21 protein-coding genes are annotated in these 26,083 nt (G+C 69.2%); 11 read left to right on the top strand and 10 right to left on the bottom strand.

Going from position 1 to position 26,083, the window contains the following annotated elements:
- Window positions 1-5: 5 nt before the first annotated feature.
- On the bottom strand, window positions 6-716 hold the full coding sequence (locus ACFPN1_RS05355; RefSeq protein ID WP_386753605.1) for an Hpt domain-containing response regulator: 711 nt from the start codon (window positions 714-716) through the stop codon (window positions 6-8).
- Between the two features lie 40 nt (window positions 717-756).
- On the opposite strand from ACFPN1_RS05355, the gene ACFPN1_RS05350 reads away from it, so the two are divergent.
- The 10 genes from ACFPN1_RS05350 (at window position 757) to ACFPN1_RS05305 (ending at window position 11,284) form a co-directional block, all read left to right on the top strand.
- Complete coding sequence (locus ACFPN1_RS05350) at window positions 757-2,766, top strand: hypothetical protein (RefSeq protein ID WP_386753604.1); 2,010 nt, start codon at window positions 757-759, stop codon at window positions 2,764-2,766.
- Between the two features lie 49 nt (window positions 2,767-2,815).
- Entirely contained in the window at window positions 2,816-3,439 is a 624-nt protein-coding gene (locus tag ACFPN1_RS05345; protein ID WP_386753602.1) for a YdbL family probable chaperone protein, read from the top strand.
- A 180-nt stretch (window positions 3,440-3,619) separates the two neighbouring features.
- Window positions 3,620-4,957, top strand: coding sequence for a 23S rRNA (uracil(1939)-C(5))-methyltransferase RlmD (gene rlmD / locus ACFPN1_RS05340; RefSeq protein ID WP_386753601.1), 1,338 nt, complete (start codon window positions 3,620-3,622; stop codon window positions 4,955-4,957).
- 78 nt (window positions 4,958-5,035) lie between these two features.
- Window positions 5,036-5,551 carry a CYTH domain-containing protein gene (locus tag ACFPN1_RS05335; protein WP_386753599.1) on the top strand — a complete coding sequence of 172 codons (516 nt, stop codon included), beginning with the start codon at window positions 5,036-5,038 and terminating at the stop codon, window positions 5,549-5,551.
- 59 nt (window positions 5,552-5,610) lie between these two features.
- Window positions 5,611-6,606 (top strand): beta-N-acetylhexosaminidase, encoded by a 996-nt coding sequence (nagZ, locus tag ACFPN1_RS05330; RefSeq protein WP_386753597.1) that lies wholly within the window; start codon window positions 5,611-5,613, stop codon window positions 6,604-6,606.
- Window positions 6,606-7,154 carry a hypoxanthine-guanine phosphoribosyltransferase gene (locus ACFPN1_RS05325; protein WP_386753595.1) on the top strand — a complete coding sequence of 183 codons (549 nt, stop codon included), beginning with the start codon at window positions 6,606-6,608 and terminating at the stop codon, window positions 7,152-7,154. The genes nagZ and ACFPN1_RS05325 overlap by 1 nt, the downstream gene beginning before the upstream one ends.
- Window positions 7,155-7,156: 2 nt before the next feature.
- Window positions 7,157-7,924, top strand: a complete 768-nt coding sequence (locus ACFPN1_RS05320) for an S-methyl-5'-thioinosine phosphorylase (RefSeq protein ID WP_386753593.1) — start codon at window positions 7,157-7,159, stop codon at window positions 7,922-7,924.
- A 128-nt stretch (window positions 7,925-8,052) separates the two neighbouring features.
- Complete coding sequence (locus tag ACFPN1_RS05315; protein WP_386753592.1) at window positions 8,053-8,256, top strand: cold-shock protein; 204 nt, start codon at window positions 8,053-8,055, stop codon at window positions 8,254-8,256.
- Between the two features lie 96 nt (window positions 8,257-8,352).
- On the top strand, window positions 8,353-9,612 hold the full coding sequence (locus ACFPN1_RS05310; protein WP_386753590.1) for an FAD-dependent oxidoreductase: 1,260 nt from the start codon (window positions 8,353-8,355) through the stop codon (window positions 9,610-9,612).
- Window positions 9,613-9,643: 31 nt separating this feature from the next.
- Window positions 9,644-11,284 (top strand): acyl-CoA dehydrogenase family protein, encoded by a 1,641-nt coding sequence (locus ACFPN1_RS05305; RefSeq protein WP_386754050.1) that lies wholly within the window; start codon window positions 9,644-9,646, stop codon window positions 11,282-11,284.
- A gap of 32 nt (window positions 11,285-11,316) precedes the next feature.
- Here ACFPN1_RS05305 and ACFPN1_RS05300 read toward each other — a convergent pair whose 3' ends face one another.
- The 5 genes from ACFPN1_RS05300 to ACFPN1_RS05280 form a co-directional block, all read right to left on the bottom strand.
- On the bottom strand, window positions 11,317-11,742 hold the full coding sequence (locus tag ACFPN1_RS05300; protein WP_386753588.1) for a pyrimidine dimer DNA glycosylase/endonuclease V: 426 nt from the start codon (window positions 11,740-11,742) through the stop codon (window positions 11,317-11,319).
- 14 nt (window positions 11,743-11,756) lie between these two features.
- Window positions 11,757-13,514: an ABC transporter transmembrane domain-containing protein gene (locus tag ACFPN1_RS05295; protein WP_386753586.1), complete on the bottom strand. Its 1,758-nt coding sequence runs from the start codon at window positions 13,512-13,514 to the stop codon at window positions 11,757-11,759.
- Between the two features lie 108 nt (window positions 13,515-13,622).
- Complete coding sequence (locus ACFPN1_RS05290; RefSeq protein ID WP_386753584.1) at window positions 13,623-14,207, bottom strand: IMPACT family protein; 585 nt, start codon at window positions 14,205-14,207, stop codon at window positions 13,623-13,625.
- Complete coding sequence (locus ACFPN1_RS05285; RefSeq protein WP_386753582.1) at window positions 14,204-15,211, bottom strand: hypothetical protein; 1,008 nt, start codon at window positions 15,209-15,211, stop codon at window positions 14,204-14,206. The genes ACFPN1_RS05290 and ACFPN1_RS05285 overlap by 4 nt, the downstream gene beginning before the upstream one ends.
- Window positions 15,208-15,762 carry an RNA polymerase sigma factor gene (locus tag ACFPN1_RS05280; RefSeq protein ID WP_386754049.1) on the bottom strand — a complete coding sequence of 185 codons (555 nt, stop codon included), beginning with the start codon at window positions 15,760-15,762 and terminating at the stop codon, window positions 15,208-15,210. The genes ACFPN1_RS05285 and ACFPN1_RS05280 overlap by 4 nt, the downstream gene beginning before the upstream one ends.
- 220 nt (window positions 15,763-15,982) lie before the next feature.
- Between ACFPN1_RS05280 and ACFPN1_RS05275 the strand changes: the two genes are divergently transcribed.
- Complete coding sequence (locus tag ACFPN1_RS05275; protein WP_417498519.1) at window positions 15,983-18,883, top strand: bifunctional diguanylate cyclase/phosphodiesterase; 2,901 nt, start codon at window positions 15,983-15,985, stop codon at window positions 18,881-18,883.
- 79 nt (window positions 18,884-18,962) lie between these two features.
- Here ACFPN1_RS05275 and ACFPN1_RS05270 read toward each other — a convergent pair whose 3' ends face one another.
- From ACFPN1_RS05270 to xseA, 4 genes are all read right to left on the bottom strand, one after another.
- Entirely contained in the window at window positions 18,963-20,774 is a 1,812-nt protein-coding gene (locus tag ACFPN1_RS05270) for a vWA domain-containing protein (RefSeq protein ID WP_386753580.1), read from the bottom strand.
- A 78-nt stretch (window positions 20,775-20,852) separates the two neighbouring features.
- Entirely contained in the window at window positions 20,853-22,898 is a 2,046-nt protein-coding gene (locus tag ACFPN1_RS05265) for a M14 family zinc carboxypeptidase (protein ID WP_386753578.1), read from the bottom strand.
- Window positions 22,899-23,035: 137 nt separating this feature from the next.
- Window positions 23,036-24,463: an aldehyde dehydrogenase family protein gene (locus ACFPN1_RS05260; protein ID WP_386753576.1), complete on the bottom strand. Its 1,428-nt coding sequence runs from the start codon at window positions 24,461-24,463 to the stop codon at window positions 23,036-23,038.
- A gap of 118 nt (window positions 24,464-24,581) precedes the next feature.
- The gene (gene xseA / locus ACFPN1_RS05255) at window positions 24,582-25,928 is read right to left on the bottom strand and encodes an exodeoxyribonuclease VII large subunit (protein ID WP_386753575.1); all 1,347 of its coding nucleotides are present in this window, start codon (window positions 25,926-25,928) and stop codon (window positions 24,582-24,584) included.
- Window positions 25,929-26,083 lie beyond the last annotated feature (155 nt).

The raw sequence follows: 26,083 nt of genomic DNA, 5'->3' as shown, positions 1-26,083 counted from the left end.
CGCCGTCAGCCGTGCGCCGCGGATGGCGTTTCGAGCAATCCCCGCGAAGCGTTGGCGAACTCCTGCAGGAACGCATCGGAGCGTTGGTCGGCCCCGAGTTGCTGGACGGCCTGCAGCAGCTTTGTCGCGCCAACGAAGCCGCAGCTGGCCCGCAGCCGGTGCAGTTCGTCGTGCAGCCCCTGGAAATCCTCGTTGCGGAAGGCGTTGTGAACGCGTTCGACGACCGCGGGCAGTTCCGCGATGAAGAGCTTGCGGAGCGCCGCGATGTGCTCGCGATTGCCGTTCAGCGCGCGCGCTGCGGCATCGTCGTCCCAGTCCGGCGTGCTTTCGGACGTTGCCGTGGGCGCGAGCCCGAGCGCCTGCCGCAATGCATGCTGCACGGCCGACGCGGGCAAGGGTTTCACCAGCACCTGGCGGAAACCGGCGTCCAGCAGTTCCCGCTTCACCTCGTCCTCGCCGGTCGCCGTGTGTGCCAGCGCAGGCGTCAGTGCATCGCGATTGCGCAGGCGCGACAGCAGGTTCGCACCGCTGCCATCGGGAAGGTTGGCATCGATCAGCCAGAGGTCGTAGCGGTTGGCGGCCACGAGCGCGATCGCGGCAGACACGCTGTCGGCAGCGTCCACCGACGCCGGCAACGAGCGGATGGCGGCAACGAGGAACGCGCGGCTGACGGGGTCGTCCTCGACGAGCAGTACACAAGGCGAATTCGCGGTCACAGACGCTCCAGTCGGTATCCTTGTCCGAATGTCACGCCGGATGTTACGCCTGCTGTGTTGCCTGGGTGTCTGCGCTGCCGTGATCGGGCCGGTGCAGGCACGCTCGCTGGTCGCGCGCATCGCCACGGTGACCACGCCCGTGGCAACGCTGCGCGATGTCGTGGTGCGGCTGGAATGGCCGGAAACCGCGCCGCAGGGCGCGCTGCACCTGCAGGCTGGCCGCGTGGATGCTCCCGACCTGGGTTACCGCTTCCGCGAGCTGGACTGGCGCTGTCCCCTGCAACGCGACGGCCAGGGCGGCTGGCGCTGCGATGGCGCGATCCATAGCGGCCGCGCGCAGCCGTTGCGCCTGTCGCTCGAACTCGGCGTCGCGACGACCCATGCACGCCTGTCCGGCGGGGCCGCTGCCGTGTCCCTGCATCGCGATGCGGCTTCGCCGGACATCACCGATATCGATCTGGTGCGCGTCCCGTTGGCCTGGACGCAGGCGTTGCTGGCGACGGCCTGGAGCGAGGGCCGCATCACCGGCGGTGTCCTCGATGGCCGTCTGAGCGTGGTCGCCGCCGCCAACGCTCCGGTGCAGGTCAGTGGCCCGTTGCACATCGCAGGCGGAGCGTTCGATACGCCCGACGGCACGATCGCGGCCGATGGCCTGGGCGCCGATCTCGCAGTCGACCTGGCGTTCGGCCATCGCAGCCATGCGCGCGTAACCGGTCACCTGCGCGGCGGCGAACTGCTGTTCGGCAGCGCCTATGCATCGCTGCAGCGACGATCGGTCGAACTCGACATCGAGGCGGGCAAGGGAAAGGGCGGCGCTTGGTCGCTTCCGCAGTTGCACTGGCACGATCCCGGGATCCTCGATGCCGAAGGGTCGGCAAGTTTCACCAGCGCCGGCGACATCGACGCGCTCGACCTGCGCCTGCAGGGGCCCGACCTCGCACCGTTGCGCGATGCCTACCTGTCCGGCTGGCTGGGAATGGCCGGACTATCGCAACTGGAGTTTGCCGGCGCCGCGGACGCGGACCTGCACCTCGCGGGAGGATCGCTGCGGGATTTCCACGTGCGCGTCCGCGATGCGACGGTTACCGATCCGCAGCAACGCTTCGGCTTCGAGCGGCTCGACGGCGATCTCGCGCTGTCCTCGGCTTCGCCCGTCGAATCCACGCTGGCCTGGCAGGGCGGGCAGATCTACGGTCTTCGCTTCGGTGCATCCACGTTTCCGTTCGTGAGCCGGGACGGCCGGTTGTACTTCCGTGAAGCCGCGACCGTTCCCATGCTGGGCGGCCATCTGCGCCTGGACCAGTTGCAGCTGCAACCCCCGGGCGACGGACGCGGTCTCGATGTGCGCTTCGGCATGACGCTGCAGCGACTCGATGTCGGACAACTGGCGAGAGCGCTGGACTGGCCCGCGTTCACCGGCGAACTCAGCGGGGAAATTCCGCTCGCGCACTACGCCAGCGAGCGCCTGGATTTCGATGGCGGCCTGCGCATGCGCGTGTTCGATGGCGACGTCGCGGTCTCGGCGCTGTCGATGGAGCGCCCCTTCGGCGTCGCGCCGACGCTCTCTGCGGACGTGGCGCTGGACGATCTGGATCTGCAGGCGCTGACCGGCGTATTCGGTTTCGGCAGCATCACCGGCCGCCTCGATGGGCGTATCGACGCGCTGCGCATGGTCGACTGGCAACCTGTCGCTTTCGATGCCACCTTGCGCACCGAGCGCAAGCCCGGCGTCCGCCAGCGCATCAGCCAGCGCGCGGTGCAGGACCTGTCTAGCGTGGGCGATGCGTCCTTCGCCGGCAGCCTGCAGGCGAGTCTGATCGGCCTGTTCGACGATTTTGGCTACTCGCGCATCGGCATCTCGTGCCGACTGGCCGATGATGTGTGCAACATGGACGGACTGGGTTCAGCCGGTCGGGGATTTATTATCGTCGCCGGTGCGGGGCTGCCGCGCCTCACGGTGGTTGGTTTCAACCGTCGCGTCGACTGGCCCACGCTGGTGGAACGGCTCGGTGCGGTCGGCAAGGGCGACGTGAAGCCCGTGGTCGAATAGCAACGCGACAGCAAACGGCGGATGAGATCCGCCCCACAGGAGAATGAAGATGCGTCGTCTGATGGGAATTCCGGTCGCCGCCGTGCTGCTTACGGCCTGCGTCACGATCAATGTCTACTTCCCGGCCGCGGAAGCGAAGGAAGCGGCGAAGGAATTCGTCGAGAAGGTCATCGGGGACGAGGGCAAGGACGTCAACGTGAAGCCGGTTCCGGACGATGGCGGCGGCATGGCGATCCGCTCGCAGGGGCCGATCGATCATCTGCTGGCGTACGTGGACCTGTTGAGCATCGTCGGCATCGGTACCGCGCACGCCCAGTCGCAGCCCGACATCACCATCAAGACTCCGGCCATCCAGGCGATCCAGGCGCGCATGGCCGCGCGCTTCGATTCGCAGCTGCGGGCCGGGTTCGATGCCGGCGCGCTCGGGTTCGCCGGCGACGGCACCATCGTCGTGCGCGATGCGTCGAAGCTCGCGCTGAAGGATCGCGTGGCGGTGAACCAGGCCGTTGCCGACGACAACCGCGACCGCAAGGCGGTGTACCGCGAAGTCGCCGTCGCCAACGGCCATCCGGAGTGGGAAGCGCAGATCCGCGACGTGTTCGCCAGGCAATGGATCGCCAGCGCGCGACCGGGCTGGTGGTACCAGAGCGGGGGCGCCTGGAAGCAGAAGTGAGTGCGTCTGCCGGATTGCGTGGAGGGCCCGCTTCGGCGGGCCCTTCTGTTTTTGTACGCCGCGTCCATGCGGTGTTTTTCCGGCCACCGCCGCGGCCTCATTTTCCGGCGCCCAAGGGCCGCCGCGGTGCGGCCGCGCTCTGCGACAATAGGCGGCTCCGTTCCAGCGCCGAAGTCTTCCGTGGCACGTATCGACCAGACCCCGTTCGAAGCAGACATCATCGACCTGAGCCATGACGGCCGCGGCGTGGCCCGCCGCGAGGGCGCGGGAGGGAAGGTGACCTTCATTGCCGGTGCGCTGCCCGGCGAACGGGTGCTGGCGAAGCAGACGTCGCGTTCGCGCCACTTCGACGAGGCCCTGACGCTGGAAGTGCTGCACGCCGCGGACGACCGCGTGCCGGCGCGCTGCCCGCACTTCGGCACCTGCGGTGGCTGCGCGCTGCAGCACCTGGACGAAAGCAAGCAGATCCTCGCCAAGCAGCGCGTGCTGCTGGAAAACCTCGAACGCATCGGTCACGTGGTGCCGGAACGCGTGTTGCCGCCACTTACTGACGCCGCGTGGGGATATCGGCGAAAGGGGCGCTTCTCTGTGCGCCGTGTCGAGAAGAAGGACAAGACGCTGGTCGGCTTCCGCGAGCAGGATCCGCGCTTCGTTGCCGATCTGTCCGAATGCCATACGGTGATTCCGGAAATCGGCAGCAAGGTGGCCGCGCTTGCCGCGCTGGTCGATGGCTTGCAGGCGCGCCGCGATATTCCGCAGATCGAATTCATTGCCGGCGACCGCGCCGATGACTTCAGCGGCATCGCGCTGACCTTCCGCCATCTCTCGCCGCTGTCGGACGCCGATCAGGCGGCGTTGGTGGTGTTCGGCCAGCAGCACGGCTTCGCCATCTTCCTGCAGCCCGGGGGCGTCGACAGCGTGCATCCGCTGTGGCCGGCCGAGCCGAAACTGGCGTTCGCGCTGCCGCAGTGGAACATCGAGTTCGTGTTCCGTCCGCTCGACTTCATCCAGGTCAACGCCGGCCTCAACGGCAAGATGATCCAGTCCGCGCTGGACCTGCTCGATCCGCAACCCGAGGACCGCGTGCTCGATCTGTTCTGCGGGCTGGGCAATTTCACCCTGCCGATGGCACGGCGCGTGCGCGAAGTCGTGGGCGTGGAGGGCGAGGCCGGGCTGGTGCGCCGCGCGCGCGAGAACGCCGCCCACAACGGCATCGGCAACGCCGAATTCCATGCCGCCGACCTCGGCAAGGACCTGAGTGACCACACCTGGATGCGCGAAGGATTCGACCGGCTACTGCTCGATCCGCCGCGTTCGGGCGCGGACTTCGTCCTCACGCAGCTCAAGCTCAAGCAGTTCAAGCGGATCGTTTACGTGAGCTGCCATCCCGGCTCGCTCGCGCGCGACGCCGGTTATCTCGTCAACGAGAAGGGCTGGAAGCTGCGTGCTGCCGGGGTGATGGACATGTTTCCGCACACGGCGCACGTGGAATCGATCGCGATGTTCGAGAAGCCGTGATTCGTGATTGGTGATTCGTAAAGGCAAAAACACGATCACGACACTGCGCTCATTCCCCCGAATCCCGAATCCCAACCCATGGCCATCGAAATCGAACGCAAATTCCTCGTCACCGGCGGCGGCTGGCGCGCGGCGGCGCACAAGGTCGTGCCGATGGCGCAGGGCTACCTCAACGACCTGGCGGCAATGGACAGCGGCGCGACGAAGGCCTCGGTGCGGGTGCGCATCCAGGGCGACGAGGCTTATCTCAACCTGAAGTCGCGCGAACTCGGGCACACGCGTCAGGAATTCGACTACGCCATCCCGATGGCGGACGCGCGCGGGCTGCTCGCGCTCAGCGTCGGCGGGCTCGTGGACAAGCTGCGGCACTACGTCGACTTCGGCGGCCATCTGTGGGAAGTGGACGAATTCCTCGGCGACAACGCCGGGCTGGTGGTGGCCGAAATCGAGCTGCCTTCGGCCGATGCGGAATTCGCGAAGCCCGCCTGGATCGGGCGTGAAGTGACCGACAGCAAGCGCTACTACAATCTGGCCCTTGCCTCGCGGCCGTACTCGCAGTGGAGCGAGGCGGAGCAGGCCGGGGCAGCGGACTGAAAGCCCGCACGGCCCGCTTCGACGTACCGTGTGCCCGCGTTGTTCTCTGGAGTGCTGACATGTTGCTAATCGGGGTTGCCGGCAAGGAACTCACCACGCAGGAACGCGACTGGCTGCAGCACGACGCCTGCGCCGGCGTGATCCTGTTCGGTCGCAACTTCGCATCGAAGGCGCAGGTGGCCGAACTCGCGCAGGCGATCCGCGAAGCCGCGCCGCGCCCGCAGCTGGTCTGCGTGGACCAGGAAGGCGGGCGCGTGCAGCGCTTCCGCGACGGTTTCAGCGCGCTGCCGGCGCTGGAGGGATTCGGCCGGCTGTACGCGCAGGATCGCGACGCCGCGCTCCGGCTCGCCGAAGAGCACGCGTGGCTGATGGCCAGCGAAGTACGCGCGACCGGCGTGGACCTCAGCTTCGCACCGGTGGTCGATCTGGGCCGCGGCAATCGCGCCATCGGCGACCGCGCGTTTTCGGCGGAGCCCGAAGTCGTGGCCGAATTCACCCGCGCCTATGTCCGCGGCATGCACGCTGCCGGCATGGCCGCCACGCTCAAGCATTTCCCCGGACACGGGTCGGTGCTGGAGGACACGCACTTCGACAATGCCGTTGACCCGCGGCCGCTGGAGGAAATCCGCGCGCAGGACCTCGTGCCCTTCGTCGCCGGCATCGAGGCCAAGGCCGACGCGGTGATGATGGCGCACGTCGCCTATCCCGCGGTCGCACCCGAACCGGCGGGTTATTCGAAGCGCTGGATCGAAGACATCCTGCGCGGCGAACTGCATTTCCATGGCGTGGTATTCAGCGACGACATCGGCATGGCGGCGGCGAATTCCGCCGGTGGCGTGAAGCAGCGCGTCCACCAGCACCTGGATGCCGGTTGCGATGTGGTGCTGGTGTGCCACCCGGAACTGGTCGAGGAATCACTCGCAGCGGTCCGCAACCGCAAGCTCAACACCATGGCGTTGACCGGCCTGATCGGCCGCGGCGCGATGGGCTGGGACGGACTCATTGCGGACGCGCGCTACGACCAGGCGCGCAACCGACAGGAAGGATTGGCGTAATGGCAGACCTGCAGACCGCGCTGGCGAACAGCGACCTCATCCACGACCGCGTGACGCTGGAAACGGCGATCGTGCGCATGTCCGAGCGCATCCACGCCGATTACGTCGGCAGCGTGCCGCTGTACATCACGGTGATGCACGGCGGCCTGCCCTTCGCCGGGCAGCTGGCGCTGGAGCTGGGCGCGCGCGGGCTCGATCTCGAATTCGAGTACCTGCATGCGACGCGTTACCGCGGCGCCACCTCCGGCGGCGAACTCGCGTGGAAACATCGCCCCGCGACCCCGATGCAGGGACGACGCGTGCTGCTGGTCGACGACATCGTCGACGAAGGCCACACGCTGGCGGCGATCCGCGAGTGGTGCCACGAGCAGGGCGCGGCCGAGATCCGCATCGCCGCGCTCGCGGTCAAGGTGCACGACCGTTGCGTGCCGGGCCTGACCGCTGACTACATGGGTGTCGAAGTGCCGGATCGCTACGTCTACGGCTACGGCATGGACTATCACGAACAGGGTCGCGGCCTGCCGGCGATCTACGCGTTGAGGGACTGACGATGAACGTCGCGAGCGAAGCCAGCATCGAACTGGCGATCATCGGCGGAACCGGGCTGTACAAGCTGGCCGAACTGCAGGACGTCGAGACGCACCAGCCGGTGACGCATTACGGCGCGCTGTCCGGGCCGGTGCGGGTCGGCACGCTGGACGGCCACCGCGTGGCGTTCCTCGCGCGGCATGGCGAAGGCCATTCGCTGCCGCCACACAAGATCAACTACCGCGCGAATCTCGCGGCGCTGAAGGCGCTGGGCGCGCAGCGCGTGCTCGCGCTGAACACTGTGGGCGGCATCACCGAACGTTTCGGTCCGCGCGTGCTGGCCTGTCCGGACCAGTTGATCGACTACACCTGGGGGCGTATCTCCACGATCTGCGAGGAGCCCGGCACCGAGGTGCTCCACGTCGACTTCGGCGAGCCCTACACGCGCTCGCTGCGCACGGCCGTGATCGCGGCCGCGACGAAGGCCGGCGTGGCGATGGTGACGGACGGCTGCTACGGCGCCACGCAGGGCCCGCGCCTGGAAACGCGCGCGGAAATCGCGCGCATGCGCCGCGACGGCTGCGACCTGGTCGGCATGACCGGAATGCCGGAAGCCGGACTCGCGCGGGAAATGGGGCTGGACTACGCGTGCCTGGCGATCGTCGCCAACTGGGCGGCCGGCGCGGGCCCGGATCCTGACGAGGTCATCACACTTCAGGACGTGCTCGACAACGTGGCGGCCGCATCAGCCGGTTTGCCGGCGCTGCTGCGCGCCCTGCTGGCGCCCTGAAACCGGTCCGGCGCGGTCGCGCATTGGATGCGCCGGGGCGGGTTGCGCTCGTTCAGCAAGTTGGCATACTCGCGGTGCGCCGCCAGGGCCGGCGCTCGTCAACGCATCCAGCAGAGGTCATCAAGGACATGCAGTACGGTACAGTGAAGTGGTTCAACGACGCCAAGGGATTTGGCTTCATCTCGCCCGAAGACGGCAGCGCCGATGTTTTCGTGCATTTCTCCGCCATCAATGCCAAGGGCTTCCGCAGCCTGCAGGAAGGCCAGCGCGTCAGCTACCAGCTGACCCAGGGGCCGAAGGGCGCACAGGCGTCCGAAGTCGCAGTGGTCTGAACGGATCGCCGCGCTTGAGCCTCGCGGCTCGATGCAAGACTTTCCAGGCCCCGCTCCGGCGGGGCCTTTTCTTTGCGGTCGCGCGCAGGTGATGCGATGAAGCAGTCCCTGCGCATCGGCATCGTCGGCTATGGCACGGGTGGCCAGACCGCCGCGCTGCTGCTCTCGCGCGACGGTCATCGCGTGGAGGTGTTCGAGCAGGCACCCATGCTCGGTCCGGTCGGCGCCGGATTCCTGCTGCAGCCCACCGGCATGGAGGTGCTCTGGCATCTCGGCCTGCTCGATGCCGCGCTGATGCATGGCGCGCGCGTGCAACGCCTGTTCGGCGAAACGCGCGACGGTCGTCTGGTGATGGACATGCGGTATCGCGACCTCGACCGGCGTCTGTTCGGCCTGGGCATGCAACGCGGCGCGCTGTTCGCCCTGCTCGATGCCGCCTGGCAGGAGGAGCGCCGCATCCATTGCGGCCGCCGTATCGTCGCGATCGATGCCGAGCGCGGCGTGGTGCGCGACCAGGAGGGCATCGAACACGGCGCCTTCGACGTCATCGTGGTTGCGGACGGCGCCGCTTCGAAGCTGCGGGGCGACGTCGGCGTGCCCGAGTTCGATCGTCCCTATCCCTGGGGCGCGCAATGGTGCCTGGTGCCGCGCGGGGCCTGGCTCCACGCGGACGAATTGCGCCAGCGCTACGTCGGCGCGCGCAAGATGGCCGGCATGCTGCCGGTGGGTACGCGTCCCGGCGACGACACGCCACGCGTGAGTTTCTTCTGGAGCGTTCCGGCAGCAACGCTGGACGCCGAATGCGATCAAGCCCGCTGGCGCGCCGACGTCGCCGCGCTCTGGCCGCAGGCCGCGGACATGTTGCGTGACACGCCGGTGCCGCAGGGGCTGGCGAAGGCGCGCTATCGCGATGCGGCCCATCGCCGCTGGCATCGCGGCTGCGCCGTGCTGCTGGGCGATGCCGCGCATGCGATGAGTCCGCAACTGGGGCAGGGCGCGAACATGGCGCTGATCGACGCGATGGCGCTGCGCGATGCATTGCGCGCCCGCGACCGCCTCGGGCAGGCATTCGCGCACTACCAGCGCGTGCGCCGCGACCACGTGGCCATCTATCACTTCTGGAGCCGGTGGCTCACGCCGCTGTTCCAGTCCGACCGTGACACGCTCGCGGCCTGGCGCGATCGGCTGTTCCATCCGCTGACGCGCGCTCCCGGCGGGCGGCGCCAGGTACTGCGCGTGCTCACCGGCACGCGGCGCGGCTGGTTCGGCGTACTGCCGCTCGATCCGCGGTTCGTCGACGTGCTCCAGGCGCATGCTCCGGAACCCTCGGCGCTAGCCGATCCCGCATCGGCCTGACGCGTCCGCGCTAAAGTCGGGCCTCCACCGGCTGGAGGCGCCCGTGATGTCATCGACCTGCGAAACCCACGTCGTCGACAACCAGCCGCCGGAGTTCGCCGGGCACGACCTGTGGGCGGATGACATCGTGCTGCGCGAAGCGGTCGAACGCGAAGGCGCCGCCGCTTTCACCGGGCGCCTGCAGGATTACGCCCGGCTCGCCGGTGGCGAACTGCTCGGGCTCAGCTTCGACGCGCATCGCGACCGGCCGCGCCTGCGCACCCACGACCGTTTCGGCCATCGCCTCGACGTCGTCGAATTCCACCCGAACTACCACGCGGTGATGAACGCCGCCATCGGCCATGGCGTCGCCGGGCTCTCGTGGCAGCAGGCGCAAGCCGGAAGCCACGTCGCGCGCGCCGCCTTGAGCTACCTGCACGGCCAGGTCGAGCCCGGCAGCAGCTGTCCGCTGACGATGACGCATGCGGCCGTGCCGGTGCTGCGGCGCGAGCCGGGCCTGCACGAGTGGGCCGACAAGGCTGTCGCCCCGGCCTACGACCCGCGCAACGTGCCGATCGGCGGGAAGCGCGGCGTCACCGTCGGCATGGGCATGACCGAGAAGCAGGGCGGCAGCGACGTGCGTTCCAACACGACCCGCGCGACGCCGTTGTCGGGCGAAGGCGAGTACGCGCTGGTCGGGCACAAGTGGTTCTTCTCCGCGCCGATGTCCGATGGCTTCCTCGTGCTTGCGCAGGCACCCGGCGGCCTGACCTGTTTCCTGCTGCCGCGCTGGCGGCCCGACGGCACGCGCAACGCGTTGCGGCTGATGCGCCTGAAGGACAAGCTGGGCGACTGGTCGAATGCGTCGTCCGAAGTGGAATTCGACGACGCGTGGGCGCGGCGCGTCGGCGACGAGGGACGCGGGGTGGCGACCATCATCGAAATGGTGATGCTCACGCGCCTGGACTGCATGCTGGGCTCGTCCGCGTTGATGCGGATGGCGCTGGCGCAGGCGATGCATCATGCGCGGCATCGCAGCGCCTTCGGCAAGCGCCTGGTCGAGCATGCGCTGATGCGCAACGTGCTGGCCGACCTCGCGATCGAAGCGGAAGCCGCGCTCGCCTTCTCGTTGCGCATCGCCGGTGCCGTCGATCGCGCGCCCGCTGACGAAGGTGAAGCGGCCTTCGCGCGCATCGCCACCGCGATCGGCAAGTTCTTCGTCTGCAAGCGCGCACCGGCGTTCGTCAACGAGGCGCAGGAATGCCTGGGTGGCGCCGGTTACGTCGAAGAGTCGCTGCTGCCGCGCCTCTATCGGCAGGCACCGCTGAATTCGATCTGGGAGGGCAGCGGCAACATCCAGTGCCTCGACGTGCTGCGCGCGCTTGAGCGCGAACCCGGAACGCGCGTGGCGCTGCTTGCGCAACTGGAATCTGCATCGGCCCATCCCGCCGTGGCCCGCGAGACCACCGCGCTGCGCGGGCAACTCGAGTCGGGTGCAAGCGAAGAAGCCGGCGCGCGCAGGCTGGTCGAGCGCCTGGCATTGGCGCTGCAGGCGAGCGTGCTGGTGCGCGCCGGCAGTCCCGTCGCGGAGCTGTTCTGCCGCTCGCGCCTCGGTGGCGAACGCGGGCTCGTGTTCGGCACGCTACCGCCGGATGCGCCGTTCGTTGCCGTCATCGAGCGCGCATTGCCCTGATCCGCGCGCGGTGGGGTGCCGCGCGCTGCAGGTCAGGCGCGCTCCCAGTCTTCCACCGGGCCCGGCTCGATCACGAACAGCGGATGGATCGCCGGCGCGGTGGTCGCCCAGCGCTGGAACAATTCCGGCGATCGCGCCTGCAGCTTCGCCAGCAGATGCCGCCACTCGTGTGCGACCTGGCCATCGCTGACGGGAATGGGCCCGACCGCGCGTCGCGGCCCGAGCTTGCCGCGATCGAAGCGATAACCGCGTGCCGTGGCCTCGGCGTGCACGGCTGCGAGGTAGGCGTTGATCGCGGAAACCGGCGTGGCGTGCGCCTGGAAGCGGTGCAATTGCGGATGGTGGCGATAGCCGCGCGTCTTCCCCTGCAGGACCGCCTTCGCGAGCAGCGCTTCGCGCCACAGCGCCACCAGCCCCTGCGGGTCGAGGTGGCGCGGATGCAGGGTCCACAGGCGCACGGCCGCGCCGCGGATCAATCGAGGAACTGCAAGCGGGCGAGTTCGGCGTAGAGTCCGCCCTGCGCCAGCAACTGTTCGTGGGTGCCTTCGGCAACGACGCGGCCGTGGTCCATCACCACGATGCGGTCTGCCTTGAGCACGGTGGCGAGCCGGTGCGCGATCACGATCGTGGTGCGGCCCTGCATCAGCGCTTCCAGCGCCTGCTGCACCGCGCGCTCGCTCTGCGCATCCAGAGCGCTGGTGGCTTCATCCAGCAGCAGGATCGGCGCGTCCTTGAGCAGTGCGCGCGCGATGGCGATGCGCTGCTGCTGGCCGCCGGACAGGCGTGCGCCGCGTTCGCCCAGTTCGGTGTCCAGGCCCTCGGGCAGTGCGTGGATGAAGTCGGCGGCATGCGCGTTGTGGACGGCGGTTTCGATCTGCACGGCATCGGCGTCGAGCCGGCCGTAGCGGATGTTGTCGCGCGCGCTGGCGGCGAAGATCGTCGGCTGCTGCGGCACCAGGGCGATGGCTTCGCGCAGCGCGGCCGGATCGAGCGTGCGCACGTCGATGCCGTCGACGCTGACCCTGCCCGAGTCCGGATCGTGGAAGCGCAGCAGCAGCGAGAACACCGTGCTCTTGCCGGCGCCCGAGGGGCCGACGAGAGCCACGGTCTCGCCCGGCTGCACGCGCAGGCTGAAGTCGGTCAGCGCGGCGTAGTCGGGGCGCTGCGGGTAGTGGAAGGTGACGTGCTCCAGGGCGAGGGCGCCCTGCACCGGCGTGGGCAGGGTCTGCGGAATCGCGGGCGGCATGATTCCGGGCTGTTCCTGCAGCAACTCGCTGATCCGGCCCATGCCGGCGGCCGCGCGCTGCACTTCGTTCCACACTTCGGCCAGTGCGCCGATCGATCCGCCGCCGATCACCGCGTAGAACACGAATTGCAGCAGGACGCCCGCCTTCATCCGTCCGCCTACCACATCGTGCGCACCGGACCACAGCACCAGCGTGATCGCACCGAACACCAGCGTGATGGCCACCGCCGTCACGATCGCCTGCGCACCGATGCGCCTGCGCGCGGTGGCGACCGCGGTCTTCAGCGCGTCGGTGAAGCGGCGCCGCTCATAGGGCTCGCGTGCGTGCGCCTGCACGGTCCGCACCGCGCCCAGCGTTTCGGATGCGAGGGCATTGGCGTCCGCGATGCGGTCCTGGCTGGCGCGCGAGATCTTCCGCAGCCTGCGTCCCCCGATCACGATCGGCAGCACGGTCAGCGGGATGCCCACCAGCGCGAACGCGGCCAGGCGCGGGCTGGTCACGAACAGCATCACGATCGAACCGGTGACGGTGACCACGCTGCGCAAGGCCACCGACATCGTCGAGCCTACCGTGCTGCGCAGCAGTTCGGCGTCGGCGGTCAGGCGCGAGACCAGCTCGCCGCTGCGGTTGCGGTCGTGGAAGCCCGCATCGAGCGAGAGCAGGTGCGAATACAGGCTCGCGCGCAGGTCGGCGACCACACGCTCGCCGAGCAGCGAGACGAAGAAGAAGCGCGCCGCGGTGGCGAACGCGAGCACCAGCGCCACGCCGAACAGCAACAGGAACGCCCGATCGATCGCGGCGCCGCCGCCGCTGGCGAAGCCCTGGTCGATCATCACCCGCGATGCGGCCGGCAGGGCCAGGGTCGCGGCGCTCGAGCAGGCCAGCGCCAGCAGCCAGGCTCCGAACAATCCCTTGTGACGACGCACGAACGGCCACAGGCCGCGGAGGCTGCCGATGGGAGCTTTGCTGGGGGCGTCGGCCATGCGTGGGGAGTCCGTAGCGGTGGGGCGGAGACGGGTTGCGCGGATCGCCGGCGCCGGCTGCTGTCGGCAGCCCGGCCGGAATCGCGTGGAGTGGCGAACGCCGGGCGGTCAATCCATCCCGAAGCGCACCCGGTCCCGGGTGGCGTCCCGCAACTGGATTTTCAAGGCGTCGATACGGTCGGCGGGAAGCCGCAGCCGCATCCTAACGCCGTCGGCCTCGTAGTCCTCGGCCAGTTTCTCGACGCCAAAGGCGCCCAGCGTGCCGTGCACCGCGCCCGTGGCTTCGAACGGATAGCGGATGTCCAGCTCTCCGTACGCGATCAACTCCTGGCGTGGCGCCACCCGCAGGCATTCGGCGGCCGCACCGCCATACGCACGCACCAGGCCGCCGGCGCCGAGCTTGATCCCGCCGAACCAGCGCGTGACCACCGCGACGACCTGGTCGTACCCCTGACCGTCGATCGCAGCGAGGATCGGCCGCCCGGCGGTGCCGGCCGGTTCGCCATCGTCGCTGAAGCGGTACTGCCCGCCGATGCGGTAGGCCCAGCAGTTGTGCGTGGCCGCGGGATCGGCGACTTCGGCGAGGAAGGCGAGGGCGGCCTCGGGTGTCGTCACCGGCGCCGCATGAACGATGAAGCGGCTGTGCTTCACCTCGAGCACGTGCGCCGCGCGCGCGGCCAGGGTGTGGCTCATCGCGACGCGTCTGCGGACATCAGCGCCCGCAGGTCGTCGGGAATGCGGACGCGGGGGTACTCGCGCCGGAACAGCCGCAGGCTGGCGCGGGCATTGTCGAGGTCGTCGGCGTCGCGGCGCGCGCGGACGCGCTCGAGCCACTCGGCGGCGGGGAGATGCGTGTCGTCGTTGACGGGAACCTGCGTCCAGTCGACCGCATCCGCATCCGCACGGCGGATGCGCGAGCCGGTGACTTCGACCCGATCGAGCGTCGCGGCATCCGCTTCGGCGGCCTGCGCAGCGGCCGCTTCTTCGCGGTTGCCGCGCGCGCGGCGTTCCGCCATCGCGCGCGCGGCGGTGGTGTAGGTCGCATGGCTCTTGCGTGCGGAAGTCGCCGCCGGCGCCGCTGCCGGAGGCGGTTCCGCGCTGAAGCCCTCGGCGGTGGCGGGAGCATCTGCGGCCACCGCTTCCGCCGCCGGCGCTGCTGCCGTCGCCGCAGAAGCACCCGGCGCCGCGGGCGCAGTGGCCTTCGCCGTCGCATCCGCCATTGGCGCGGAGGCGTGTTCGAGCTCCGCCGTCTCCGTCGCTGTCTTCGCACGCGAAGCCGGCGCTTGTGGCGTGGCCACGAGGGCAACGGACGGTTCCGCCGCCGGCGGCGGATTGGCCGCGGGTGCGCGCGCCGCGGGCAGGGGCTCGGCCATGATGATCAATTCTTCGTCCGCGCCGGCACTCACCCGGGCCGCGTTGTGGCCGTACTGCGGACGCAGCTGCCAGACGAGGCCGAGTGCGAGCACCGCGGCCGCGGCGACGCCGATCCCGGTGACGAGCGCCGGCGGAAGCCCGAGCCAGGCGAACTTGCCGTGCCGACGCGGCCGGTGCGCGGCCGCGGCCGCATGGGCGGCGGCGAGGATCCGGGCGTCGAGCGCCGGCGACGGCCCGTCGATCGGACCCATGCGCGCGAGCCGCGCGGCGAGCTCGCGCTCCTCGGCGTCCAGCGGGTCGTGTTGATCGGGGCGGGTGGTCATTCGTTCATTCTCTGGCGCAGCTTGTCCATGGCGTAGCGAAGCCGCGATTTCACGGTTTCCCTGCCGACGCCGGTGATGGCGCCGATCTCCTCCAGGCTCAGCTCCCGTTCGAGGCGCAGCACCAGCACTTCGCGCTGTTCCTCGGGTAGTTCTTCCATCGCCAGCTGCAGGCGACGGCGTTGTTCGAAATCGGACAGTTCGCGCTCGGGCGTGCTCGGGTCGGGTACCCGCGCAGCACGCTCGTCGCCATCGTCCGGCGCGGTCGGGCGGTGCTTCGCCGCACGCCAATGATCGTTGAGGCGGTTGTGGGCGATCCTGAACAACCACGTGGAAAACGCGGCTTCGGGCTTCCAGCCCGCGCGCGCGGCGATCACGCGTTGCCAGACGTCCTGGAAGAACTCGTCCGCCAGCGCCTGGTTGCGCAACTGGCGCATGAGGAAGCGATACAGGGGCCCGCGGTGGCGCGCATACAGGATCTCGAACGCCGCGACGTCGCCGCCCACCCAGGCCAGCATCAACAGGTCGTCATTGGCGTCCGCGCCCGGATTCATCGCCGGCAGGTTACGGGCTGGCGCGGGGGACGTGAAGCCGTTGACGTGGCCACCGGCGCGGGGTTGCAGGGGCCAGGGGGAAGCCAGAACCAGTTCCATGGGGCTGCAAACGTCCGGATCCGGGGGGCGGGGTTGGGGGTTCCAGCCACGCCGGCTGGAGGTATGCTCCACCGGTTCGTCGGGGGATGATTCGAGAGGGCGAGTGCAGCGATTGCGGGCGATGATGGCCAGGCCGACCGAGCCGGCGGAGGGCGCTGCACAGGCGTTGGCGGGCGTGCTGCAGGAAGGCCTGCCGGCCGGATCGCAGGTGCTCGTTCGCTGGCGTGAGGAAGCGGGCGCGCCCGGGTTCTCGATGTCGGCCGAGGTTCCGGACCGGCTGCACGAAACCGCCGATCAGCTGATGGCCACCGGCAACGCGTCGGAGGACGTGCAGACCCTGATCGACGTGTGGGATGGCGATGGCGCCATGCGCGCGGCAATCGTCGCCCACGTTCCCGAAACCATGCCGCAGTCCGCCCGTCGCGGCTGGCTGACCATGGCGAAGGTGCTGGTGGCCGCGCACCTGGCCGCCGTGGAGGCGAAGGCGCGCGCCGAACGGCTGGAGAAGTCCGAGCGCCTGCAGCAGGCGTTGTACGAAATCGCCGACCTGGCCGGTTCCGACCTGGAAATGGCCGACATGCTGCGTCGCATCCACGCGATCGTTGCCGGCCTGATGTACGCGGAGAACTTCTACATCGTGCTGTACGACGATGCGCGCGATTCGATCCGCTTCCTGTACTTCGCCGACCGGCAGGATCCGTACGTCGCCGACCCGGCGCTGGACATTCCCGCCATCGACATGCCCAACAGCCTGACCCTGGCGCTGCTGCGCCATGGCGAGCCGCTCAGGGGCGCTTCCGACCAGCTGCGCGTGCAGTTCGGCGTCGCGCGCGACACCGACCACGGTCCCGACAGCGCCGACTGGCTCGGCGTGCCGATGCGGCGCGAGGACCGCGTGTGCGGTGCGGTGGTGGTGCAGAGCTACGACCGGCCCGACGTCTACCGCGACGAGGAACGCGCGCTGCTCAGCTACGTGGCGCAGCACATCCTCACCGCGCTCGATCGCCGCCAGGCGCGCGAGGACCTGGAGCGACGCGTCGAGGAACGCACGCGCGCCCTGCAGCACAGCAACCGCGACCTGCAGGCCGAGATCGTCGAGCGCCAGCGCGGCGAACGCCTGCAGCGGGCGCTGTTCCGCATCGCCGAGCTTTCGATCACGTCGGAAACGCTGGAGCGCTTCTACGCCCAGGTGCACGACGTCGTGGGCGAGTTGCTGTACGCACGCAATTTCTACATCGCGCAGGTGTCCGAAGACGGGGCCATGATCGAGTTCCCGTACTCGATCGACGAACGCGATTCGGTCCGCCATGCGCGCCAGTTCGCCCGCGGCCTGACCGAGTACGTGATCCGCGAGGGCCGCGCGCTGCTCGCCGACCGTCCCGTGATCGAAGGCCTGCAACGCGACGGCAAGGTCCGCAGCCTGGGCACGCTCGCGCACTGCTGGCTCGGCGTGCCGCTGTTCCGCGAGGAAGTGGTGGTCGGCGTGATCGCGGTGCAGAGCTACTCGCCGGCAATCAGCTTCACCAGTCGCGACCAGGAGCTGCTCACGTTCGTCGCGCACCACATCGGCATCGGCCTGGCGCGCAAGCAGGCGCAGGACCGGCTGCTGGTCGCGCATGGCGAACTGGAGCAGCGCGTCGCTTCGCGCACGCGCGAACTGGCCGAAGCCAATGCCGAACTGCTCTCGCAGATCGGCGAGCGCCTGCGCGCCGAACAGCAACTCACTTACCAGGCGCGCCACGACGCGCTGACGGGCCTGCCCAACCGCAGCCAGCTGCTCGAGCGCCTGGCCGCATCGATCGCGCGGGCGCAGGCCGATGCGGCTCAGGGTCATGCGCCGACGCGGCAGTTCGCGGTGCTGTTCCTCGACCTCGATCGCTTCAAGCTGGTCAACGACAGCGTCGGCCATTCGGCCGGCGACGAACTGTTGATCGAAGCCGGGCGCCGCATCGTCGCCACCGTGCGCGGCGGCGACATGGTCGCGCGCCTGGGCGGCGACGAATTCGCGATCCTCATCAGCGACATCGACACCCTGTCCATCGCCGAAGAGCTGGCGCGGCGCGTGCTGATCGCGCTGGGTGAGCCGTTCTGGGTCGCGGGCAGGGAGGTGTTCCCCTCCGCGAGCGTCGGCATCGCCGCCTGGCATCCGCGCTACCAGAACGGTGCCGAACTGCTGCGCGACGCCGATGCCGCGATGTACCGGGCCAAGGCCAACGGCCGCAACAGCTGCGCGGTGTTCGACGAGGTCATGCGCGAGGAGGCGATGCGCATCCTCGATCTCGAAGCCGATCTGCGACGCGCGATCAACGGCGACAACTTCGTCGCCTTCTACCAGCCGATCGTGCGCCTGAGCGACCGCCGCGTGATCGGTCACGAAGCCCTGCTGCGCTGGAAGCACGAGCGCCGCGGCCTGCTGGCGCCGGGCGAGTTCATCGGCCTGGGCGAGGACAGTGGCCTGATCGAGGAAGTCGACTGGCTGATGTACGCGCAGGTCGCCAAGCGGCTCGCGCGCGAGGAATACGGCTACATCTCGGTCAACGTGTCGCCGCGGCATTTCCTCTCCGCCGACTTCGCCGACCGCCTGTTGCGCCTGCTGGACGAAGCCGGCGCCGATCCGCACCGGCTGCGCATCGAAATCACCGAAGGCGCGCTGCTCGACGACACCGCGCGCGCGCTGCGCATGCTGCGCACCTTGCGCAGCAACGGCGTGCTGGCGCAGCTGGACGACTTCGGCACGGGCTTCTCCGCGCTTTCGTATCTGCACCGGTTCCCGCTGGAATGCCTGAAGATCGACCGCAGCTTCGTCGCCGGGCTGGTGGGCGACACGCGGCCGGAAAGCATGGCGGTGGTGCGCGCGATCCAGGCGCTGGCCGGCTCGCTCGGCATCCACACCATTGCCGAGGGCGTGGAAAGCGAATCGCAGCGCATCATCCTGCGCGAGCTGGGATGCCAGCACGGACAGGGCTTCCTGTTCGGCAAGCCGGCCGATGAGCTGATGCCGCTGGTGTCGCTGCCGCGCTGATCCGGCGCTGCTTCGATGCGGCACGTCCGAACGAACGCGAAGGCCCGGCAGCGCCGGGCCTTCATGTTTACGGCAATGCCTATTCGCTGACGCGGACCGCGACGCCTTCTGGCGAGGTCAGCGCACGTGCCTGTTCGATGAGGCCGACGAATTCCCGGCGCTGCCCCCAGCGGTCCTCGCCCACCGAGTGTTTCGCCGCCGCGGCGATGTCGTTCCAGTTCCACTGGCCGATCTGCTTGCCGCCACGCAAGGCATCGGCGAACGCCGCGACGGCGGCCGCGAAACGCAGCGATTCGTCCGGTGTGGAGACCAGCTGCGAGCGCAGGATCGGCGTTTCGATCAGGCGGCTGGTGCCCTCGCCAGGGCGCTTGTAGCGCAGGCTCAGGTGCGCGAGTTCCTTCGTGTCCGTGGGCGCGACCGAAGCGGCGCCGCTGCCATACCGCAATGCGGGCAGCCGCTCCGCGCCGGAACCGACCGGCGTGATTTCGTACAACGCCGTCACTTCGTGCCCGGCGCCGATGTCGCCCGCGTCGACCTTGTCGTTGGCGAAATCCTCGCGGTTGAGCACGCGGTTCTCGTAACCGATGAGCCGATATTCCGCGGCGACGGCCGGATTGAATTCGATCTGGATCTTCACGTCCTTCGCGATCGTCAGCAGCGTCGAACCCATTTCCTGCACCAGCACCTTGCGCGCTTCCATGGGCGTGTCGATGTAGGCGTGGTTGCCGTCGCCGACGTCGGCGAGCTTCTCCGCCAGCTCGTCGTTGTAATTGCCCTGGCCGAAGCCGAGCGTGGTCAGTGCGATGCCGCTTTTGCGCTGGTCGGCCACCAGCGTCTCCAGTGCGTTCTGGTCGACCGTGCCGACGTTGAAATCGCCGTCGGTGGCGAGGATCACCCGATTCACGCCGCCCTGGATGTAGGCCTGTTTCGCCATCGCGTAGGCCAGGCGGATGCCGTCGCCGCCATTGGTGCTGCCGCCGGCTTCGAGGCGATCGAGTGCATCGAGGATGTCGTCGCGTTGCGCGCCGGACGTGGGTGGCAGCACGAGCCCGGCCGAACCGGCATAGACCACCATCGAGACGCGATCCTGCGGCCGCAGCTGCTTCACCAACTGGCGCAACGCGTCCTTGACCAGCGGCAGCTTGTCGGGGTCCTGCATCGAGCCGGAGGTGTCGATCAGGAACACCAGGTTCGCGGGCGGCAGTTCCGCCTTGGGCACGTCGTAGCCCTTGATGCCGATCATCAGCAGCTGGCGCTTGCCGTTCCAGGGCGCGGGCGCGAGCTTGGTGGTGACGCGGAAGGGCGTCTCGCGCGAGGTCGGCGCCGGATGCCCGTAGTCGAAGTAGTTGATGAATTCCTCGGCGCGCACCGCATCTCCCGGCGGACGCACGCCGTCGGCGAGCATGCGCCGCACGTTGCTGTAGCTGCCGGTGTCGACGTCGATCGAGAACGTCGACACGGGTTGCTCGGACGTGCGATGCACGGGGTTGTCTTCGTTGTGCGCGTATTTTTCGGTATTGGCCGGTTGCGGCGGCGCGCGCATGACCAGCATCGCGGCCGGTGCCGCGGGTGCGTTGCCGACGATGCGCGAACCGGTCACCTGCACGCTCTCCAGCGCCACCGACTTCTGCCGGGACTCAGCCGGCGGTGGTGGCAGGGCCGGCGCCGTTGCCGCAGCGGCCAGTGCAGCGTCGCGCTCGCGTCGCGGCTGCAGCATTCCATTGGCGGCGGTGCTATCGACCGATGCCGCGGCATCGGCGGCTTCGGCCGCCGCGACCGCGGCTTCCTCTCCGGTGCTGGCGAGCTGGCTGTTGTTGGTGCTGCATCCGCCCAGGGCGAGGGCGAGCCCGAGGGCCAGGGTGAGGCGGTGGCGCTGTGGCGAGCGTTGCATGGCGAGTCTCCGCGGTGTGGTGGCCGTGGAAACGCGCGGTTCCGGCAAACGGGGTTGGCAGGATCGATCGGTGCGTCATCAGTAGCGGAACACCAGGCTCCACTGGTTGATGAAGCCCGCACTCCCGCTGGCGCGGTCGGTGACGCGCAGGCGCCACGTCCCGTTCGCGCTTTCGCTGGAAGCATCGCGCGAATAGCTCGCGACGACATTGTCGCCCGTGCCGCCGCTGCGGTTGTGCAGTCGATAAGTCGTCCCGCCCGGCGCGATGAGGTCGACGAGGAGGTCGCCCTTGTTCGGGTGGCGGATGTCCACGCTCACGCCAAGCGCGGTGGGTGCGGTGCCGTACACGCCCGTCGCCTGGATGCTGCTGGATGCCGTGCCGCCGTCGGGAATGGCGACATCCGTTCCGTTGGCGAAGGTGCGGCTGCCGGCGACGGTGAACACCACGCCCTGCGGCGGGCCCGGTCGTCCGCTGGCGTCGGTGCCGCGCACCAGCACCGTGTGCCTGCCCGGGGCGAGGCCGCCGGTGGACAGCGTCGCGCGCACCGCTTCGCGCGATGCGTTGAAGGCGTCATCGGTCGCCACCATCGCCCATGCGGTGGCGCCCGACGTCCACGGGCGCTGGTCGAGGTAGGCGCGCGCGCTGGTGATGCGTTGCATGGGTTCGGTGCCGTTGCTCTGGTTGTAGCGCGTGTCATCGATGGTCGCGGTCAGCGCGATCGGCGTTCCCGCGGCGACGCGCGCAGGCGAAGCGCCGATCGCGGTCACGTCGGGTCCGCCCGCATAGACGTACGGCGCGACGAGCGTGCGCGCGGCGTAACGCAGTGCCGCCAGGTTCTGCGGCAACGTGGTGGACTCGAAGGTGGCGCACGACTCGAAGAACGCTGCGCCCATCTCCAGCGCGTAGCTGGGCGCACCCAGCACGCCGTACACCGAATCCGTGGTGGTGCCGTCGGCGACGTACAGACCCGTCCATTGCCGTGGCGAGTAGCCGTTGAACCAGGCCAGGCGGCGTCCCAGCGTCCGCAGCGCGGCGGCATTCGGCGGGGCGGCCGTGCTGTAGGACCACGGCCAGAGCACGAGTCGCGCATAACTGTGCAGGTCGATGAACAGGCCGCGGTAATCGCTCGGCGCGAGACTCGTCGACGCATCGCCGCGCCGGTCGGGCAACACGCCGCCCGCGTAGACACCGCTGACGCCGGGCGTGCCGGCGATGTACTGGAACATCGCGATCGATTCAGGTTCCGAAGCGGCACCCGGACCGCGGTAATTGCCCAGGCAGGGATCCCCGCTGGAGCCGCCGGACGCGCTGTTCCAGCGGTAGGGGAAGTTGCGGTTGAGATCGACGCCGTAGGCGTTCGCGCTGCACGTGCCGTTGAGATCGTCGACGTTCTTGCGCCAGGACAGGCCCGCTTCCGCTTTCTTGCGCCCGTCCGGATTGGCCTGCAGCACGATATGGAAGCGGAAGTTGTCCAGCAGCCACGTGGCCTCGCTGTCGGTGCCGTAACCATTCACCAGCCATTCGCCGAAGCGCGTCAGCAGTTCCGCCGGCGTGTATTCGCGCGCATGGATCGAACCGAGCACCACCATGTTGGGCTTGTTGTGGATGCTCGCGTCGGTAGCGACGTTGTTGAGCCGCAGCACGCGCATGCGGTAGCCCGCCGAAGCGTTGCGGCTGCGCAGCCAGGACGGGCCGATGTCGACCACGCGCGCGAGATTGGGATGGGCAGCGGCGAGCGCGTCCATTGCGGCGTACGTTTCCTCGACCGTGCGATAGCACGAATAACCGGAAATGGTCTGCGTTCCCGGTTCGCCCGCCGCTTCGGCCGCGGCCTGCAGTGCGGTTTCCGATTCGCGTAGCCGCGCCGTTGCCTCGCGATCGACACGCACTGCGATGCCCGCGCGTTGCAGCGCGGCGATGTCGTCGTGCGACGCCTCGACGGTGGCGGTCTTCGCCCGCTGGTTGATGATCAGATGCTGGAAGCGGGAGGCGATCCGCTGCAGTTCGGCACGGTCGCGGTAGCTCACGCGGATGACGACGAGCGGGTCGGTGTCGTTGCCCGCAGCGCAGGTGCCGCTCGCCGCGAGCAGCAACAGCGCGAACAGGACGGGTCGCGATCGCATGACGACTCCCGCGTGCGATTCGTGCTGAAGCGTCGCGAATATCCGGTGAAAGGCGTGCGAACCGCCGTGGCGACGGATGGCGGTGAAAGCGCGCGAAAAGCCGGGTCAGGAACCGCAACAGGCCGAAGCGCGCGGGATCAGCCGCGGATCACCAGCAGCCTCGGCTCGGTCATGTCCTCGATGGCATAGCGCAGGCCTTCGCGCCCCAGGCCGGAGTGCTTCACGCCGCCGTACGGCATGCTGTCGACGCGGAAACTGGGCACGTCGCCGACGATCACACCGCCGACCTCGAGCCGGTCCCATGCACGCAGGGCATGATCGAGATTACCGGTGAACACGCCCGCCTGCAGGCCGAAGTCGCTGTCGTTGGCGCGATCGAGCGCGTCGTCGAAATCGTCGAAGGGTTCGATCATCGCCACCGGGCCGAAGGCTTCCCTGCGGTACAGGTCGGCATCGTGCGGCACCTTTTCCAGCAACGCGGCCGGCAGCATGTTGCGGTTGCGTGCGCCGCCGGCCAGCAGCTTCGCGCCTCCCTTGCGCGCGGCCGCGATCCAGCTTTCCACGCGCTGCGCGGCCTCCTCGTTGACCATCGGGCCGATGAAGGTTTTCTCGTCGTGCGGATCGCCCATGCGCAGTTTGGCGACGGCCGCCTTCAGCTTGCGCCGCAGTTTTTCGTAGATGTCCGCATGCGCGTAGATGCGCTGCACGCTGATGCAGCTCTGGCCGGACTGGTAATACGCGCCGAACACCAGGCGCTCGACCACATGATCGAGCGGCGCGCCGGGATCGGCATCGACGATGCAGGCCGCATTGCCGCCCAGTTCGAGGGTGACCTTCTTGCGGCCCGCGCGCGCCTTCAGGTCCCAGCCGACGAGGCCGCCGGTGAAGCTCAACAGGGCGATGCGTTCGTCCTCGACCAGCGCCGCCGCATCGTCGGTGCTGCACACCACGACGGAGAACGCCCCCTTCGGCAGGTCCGTTTCCGCCAGGACTTCCGCGATGATCAGCGCGCCGATGGGCGTCTTGTCCGCGGGCTTGAGCACGAACGGACAACCCGCCGCGATGGCCGGCGCGACCTTGTGCGCGACGAGGTTGAGCGGAAAGTTGAACGGCGTGATGAAGCTGCACACCCCGATCGGCACGCGCTTGACCATGCCGCGGTAGCCGCGCGCGCGTTGGGAGATCTGCAGTTCGAGCAGTTCGCCGGGACTGCGCGTGGCTTCGCCGGCAGCGATGCGGAAAGTGTCGATCAGGCGCGTGACTTCGCCCCGTGCGTCGCGGATCGGCTTGCCGGCTTCGATGCAAAGTGCCTGCGCAAGTTCCTCGGCGCGCTCGCCGAAGCGGCGCACGCAGTGCTCCAGCACATCGCGGCGTGCATCGGGCGGAAACGCGGCCATCGCCTCGCGGGCGCGGTGCGCGGCGACGATCGCCTTGCGCACGGCCGCTGCGTCGGCGAGGGCGACGCGCGTGGCGCGCTTGCCGGTGTACTTGTCGAGGACGTCCAGTTCCTGCTTCCCGTCGACCGGCTGGTTGGCGAGGTAATAGGGATAGCGCCTGGCGAGCATCGGAATCCTCCTTGTTTCGCGAAGCCTAGATCATGCCGTGTAAACGCGGCATGGGTTGTGTTGCAGGCGACCTTGCGAACGTGTCGCGCGGCGTCGGCTCGCGATCTGCGGGCGACCGTCACGCTTCGCCGGGATCGATCACCCGCAGCGGCAGCTGGCCGTCGGCCAGTCGCGCGTCCAGGCGATCGCCGGGCGCGGCGTCTAGCACGCTGCGCACGACGCGTCCGTCGGGATGACGCAGGATCGCGTAGCCGCGTGCGACGGTGGCGAGCGGGCTGATCGCTTCGAGCGAGCGCGCGAGCCCGCGCAGCCGCAGCGTCTCGTTGCCCAGCCGCCGCACCACCGCGGCCTGCGGGCGCGAAGACACGGCGGCCAGGCGTTCGCGCAGGCGCGCGATGCGGCGCTGTGGGTGCGCCGCGCGCAGTACCGCGTCGGCATGGCGGACGCGGGCGCGTTCGCGATCGATGCGCCGCTGCCAGGCGGCCGACAGGCGCCGCAGCGCGTCCGCCTGGCGCTTGCACAAGGCATCGAGCCGCGCGCGCGGACGCAACGCATTCAGGCGCAGTGCGGCGCGGTCGGCGCGCTGCATCGCCGCGCGCAATTGCTGTGCCTGCAGGTTGCGCAGGCGTGCATCCAGTGCGCGCAACCGGCGGAGGAGATCGTCGCGGCTGGGCACCAGCAGTTCCGCCGCGACCGAGGGCGTCGGCGCGCGCAGGTCGGCGGCGAAATCGGACAGGCTGAAGTCGGTTTCGTGGCCGACTGCCGACACCACGGGTACGGGCGAGGCAGCGATCGCGCGCGCCAGGCGCTCGTCGTTGAAAGACCACAGGTCCTCGAGCGATCCGCCGCCGCGCGTGAGCAGCAACGCGTCGTAGCGGCCCGACGCAGCGGCCCGCTGCAGCATCCGCACGATCTGCGGTGCCGCGGTTGCGCCCTGAACCTGCACGGGCAGGATCTCCGCTTCGACCAGCGGAAAGCGACGCGCCAGCACGCTCAGCACGTCGCGCACCGCGGCGCCGCTGGGTGAGGTGATCACGCCGATGCGGCGGGCGAAATGGGGCAGGGGGCGCTTGCGTTCGCTGTCGAACAGGCCTTCGGCGCCCAGCTTCGCCTTGAGTTCGTCGAACGCGCGCCGCAGCGCGCCTTCGCCGGCTTCCTCCATGTGGTCGAGCACCAGCTGGTATTCGCCGCGCGCCTCGTACAGGGTGAGGCGGCCGCGCGCGAGCACGTGCACGCCTTCGCGCGGGATGAATTTCAGCCAGGTGCTCTTGGGCTTGAACATCGCGCAACGCACCTGCGCGCGTTCGTCCTTCAGCACGAAATACAGGTGCCCGGACGAGGGCCGGGACACGTTGCCGAGTTCGCCTTCCACCCAGATCAGCGGGAAGCTGCCTTCCAGCAGGTCGCGCGCCAGCGTGTTGAGCTGGGAGGGTGTCAGGACGTCGCGGGAGTCGTCAGCGTTCATGAACGAAGGCACGGCACGGCCGCTCACGGTACCGCAGACGGCGTAGCCCGGGTAAGCGCAGCGCACCCGGGTGTGGTGTCGCCCCAGGCAACCGCAGCGCACCCGAACGCGGTGTCGCCCCAGGCAACCGCAGCGCACCCGAACGCGGTGTCGCC

Source organism: Lysobacter yangpyeongensis (genome assembly GCF_042655745.1).
GTDB lineage: Bacteria > Pseudomonadota > Gammaproteobacteria > Xanthomonadales > Xanthomonadaceae > Agrilutibacter > Agrilutibacter yangpyeongensis.
This window is presented reverse-complemented; position numbering and strand designations above follow the sequence as displayed.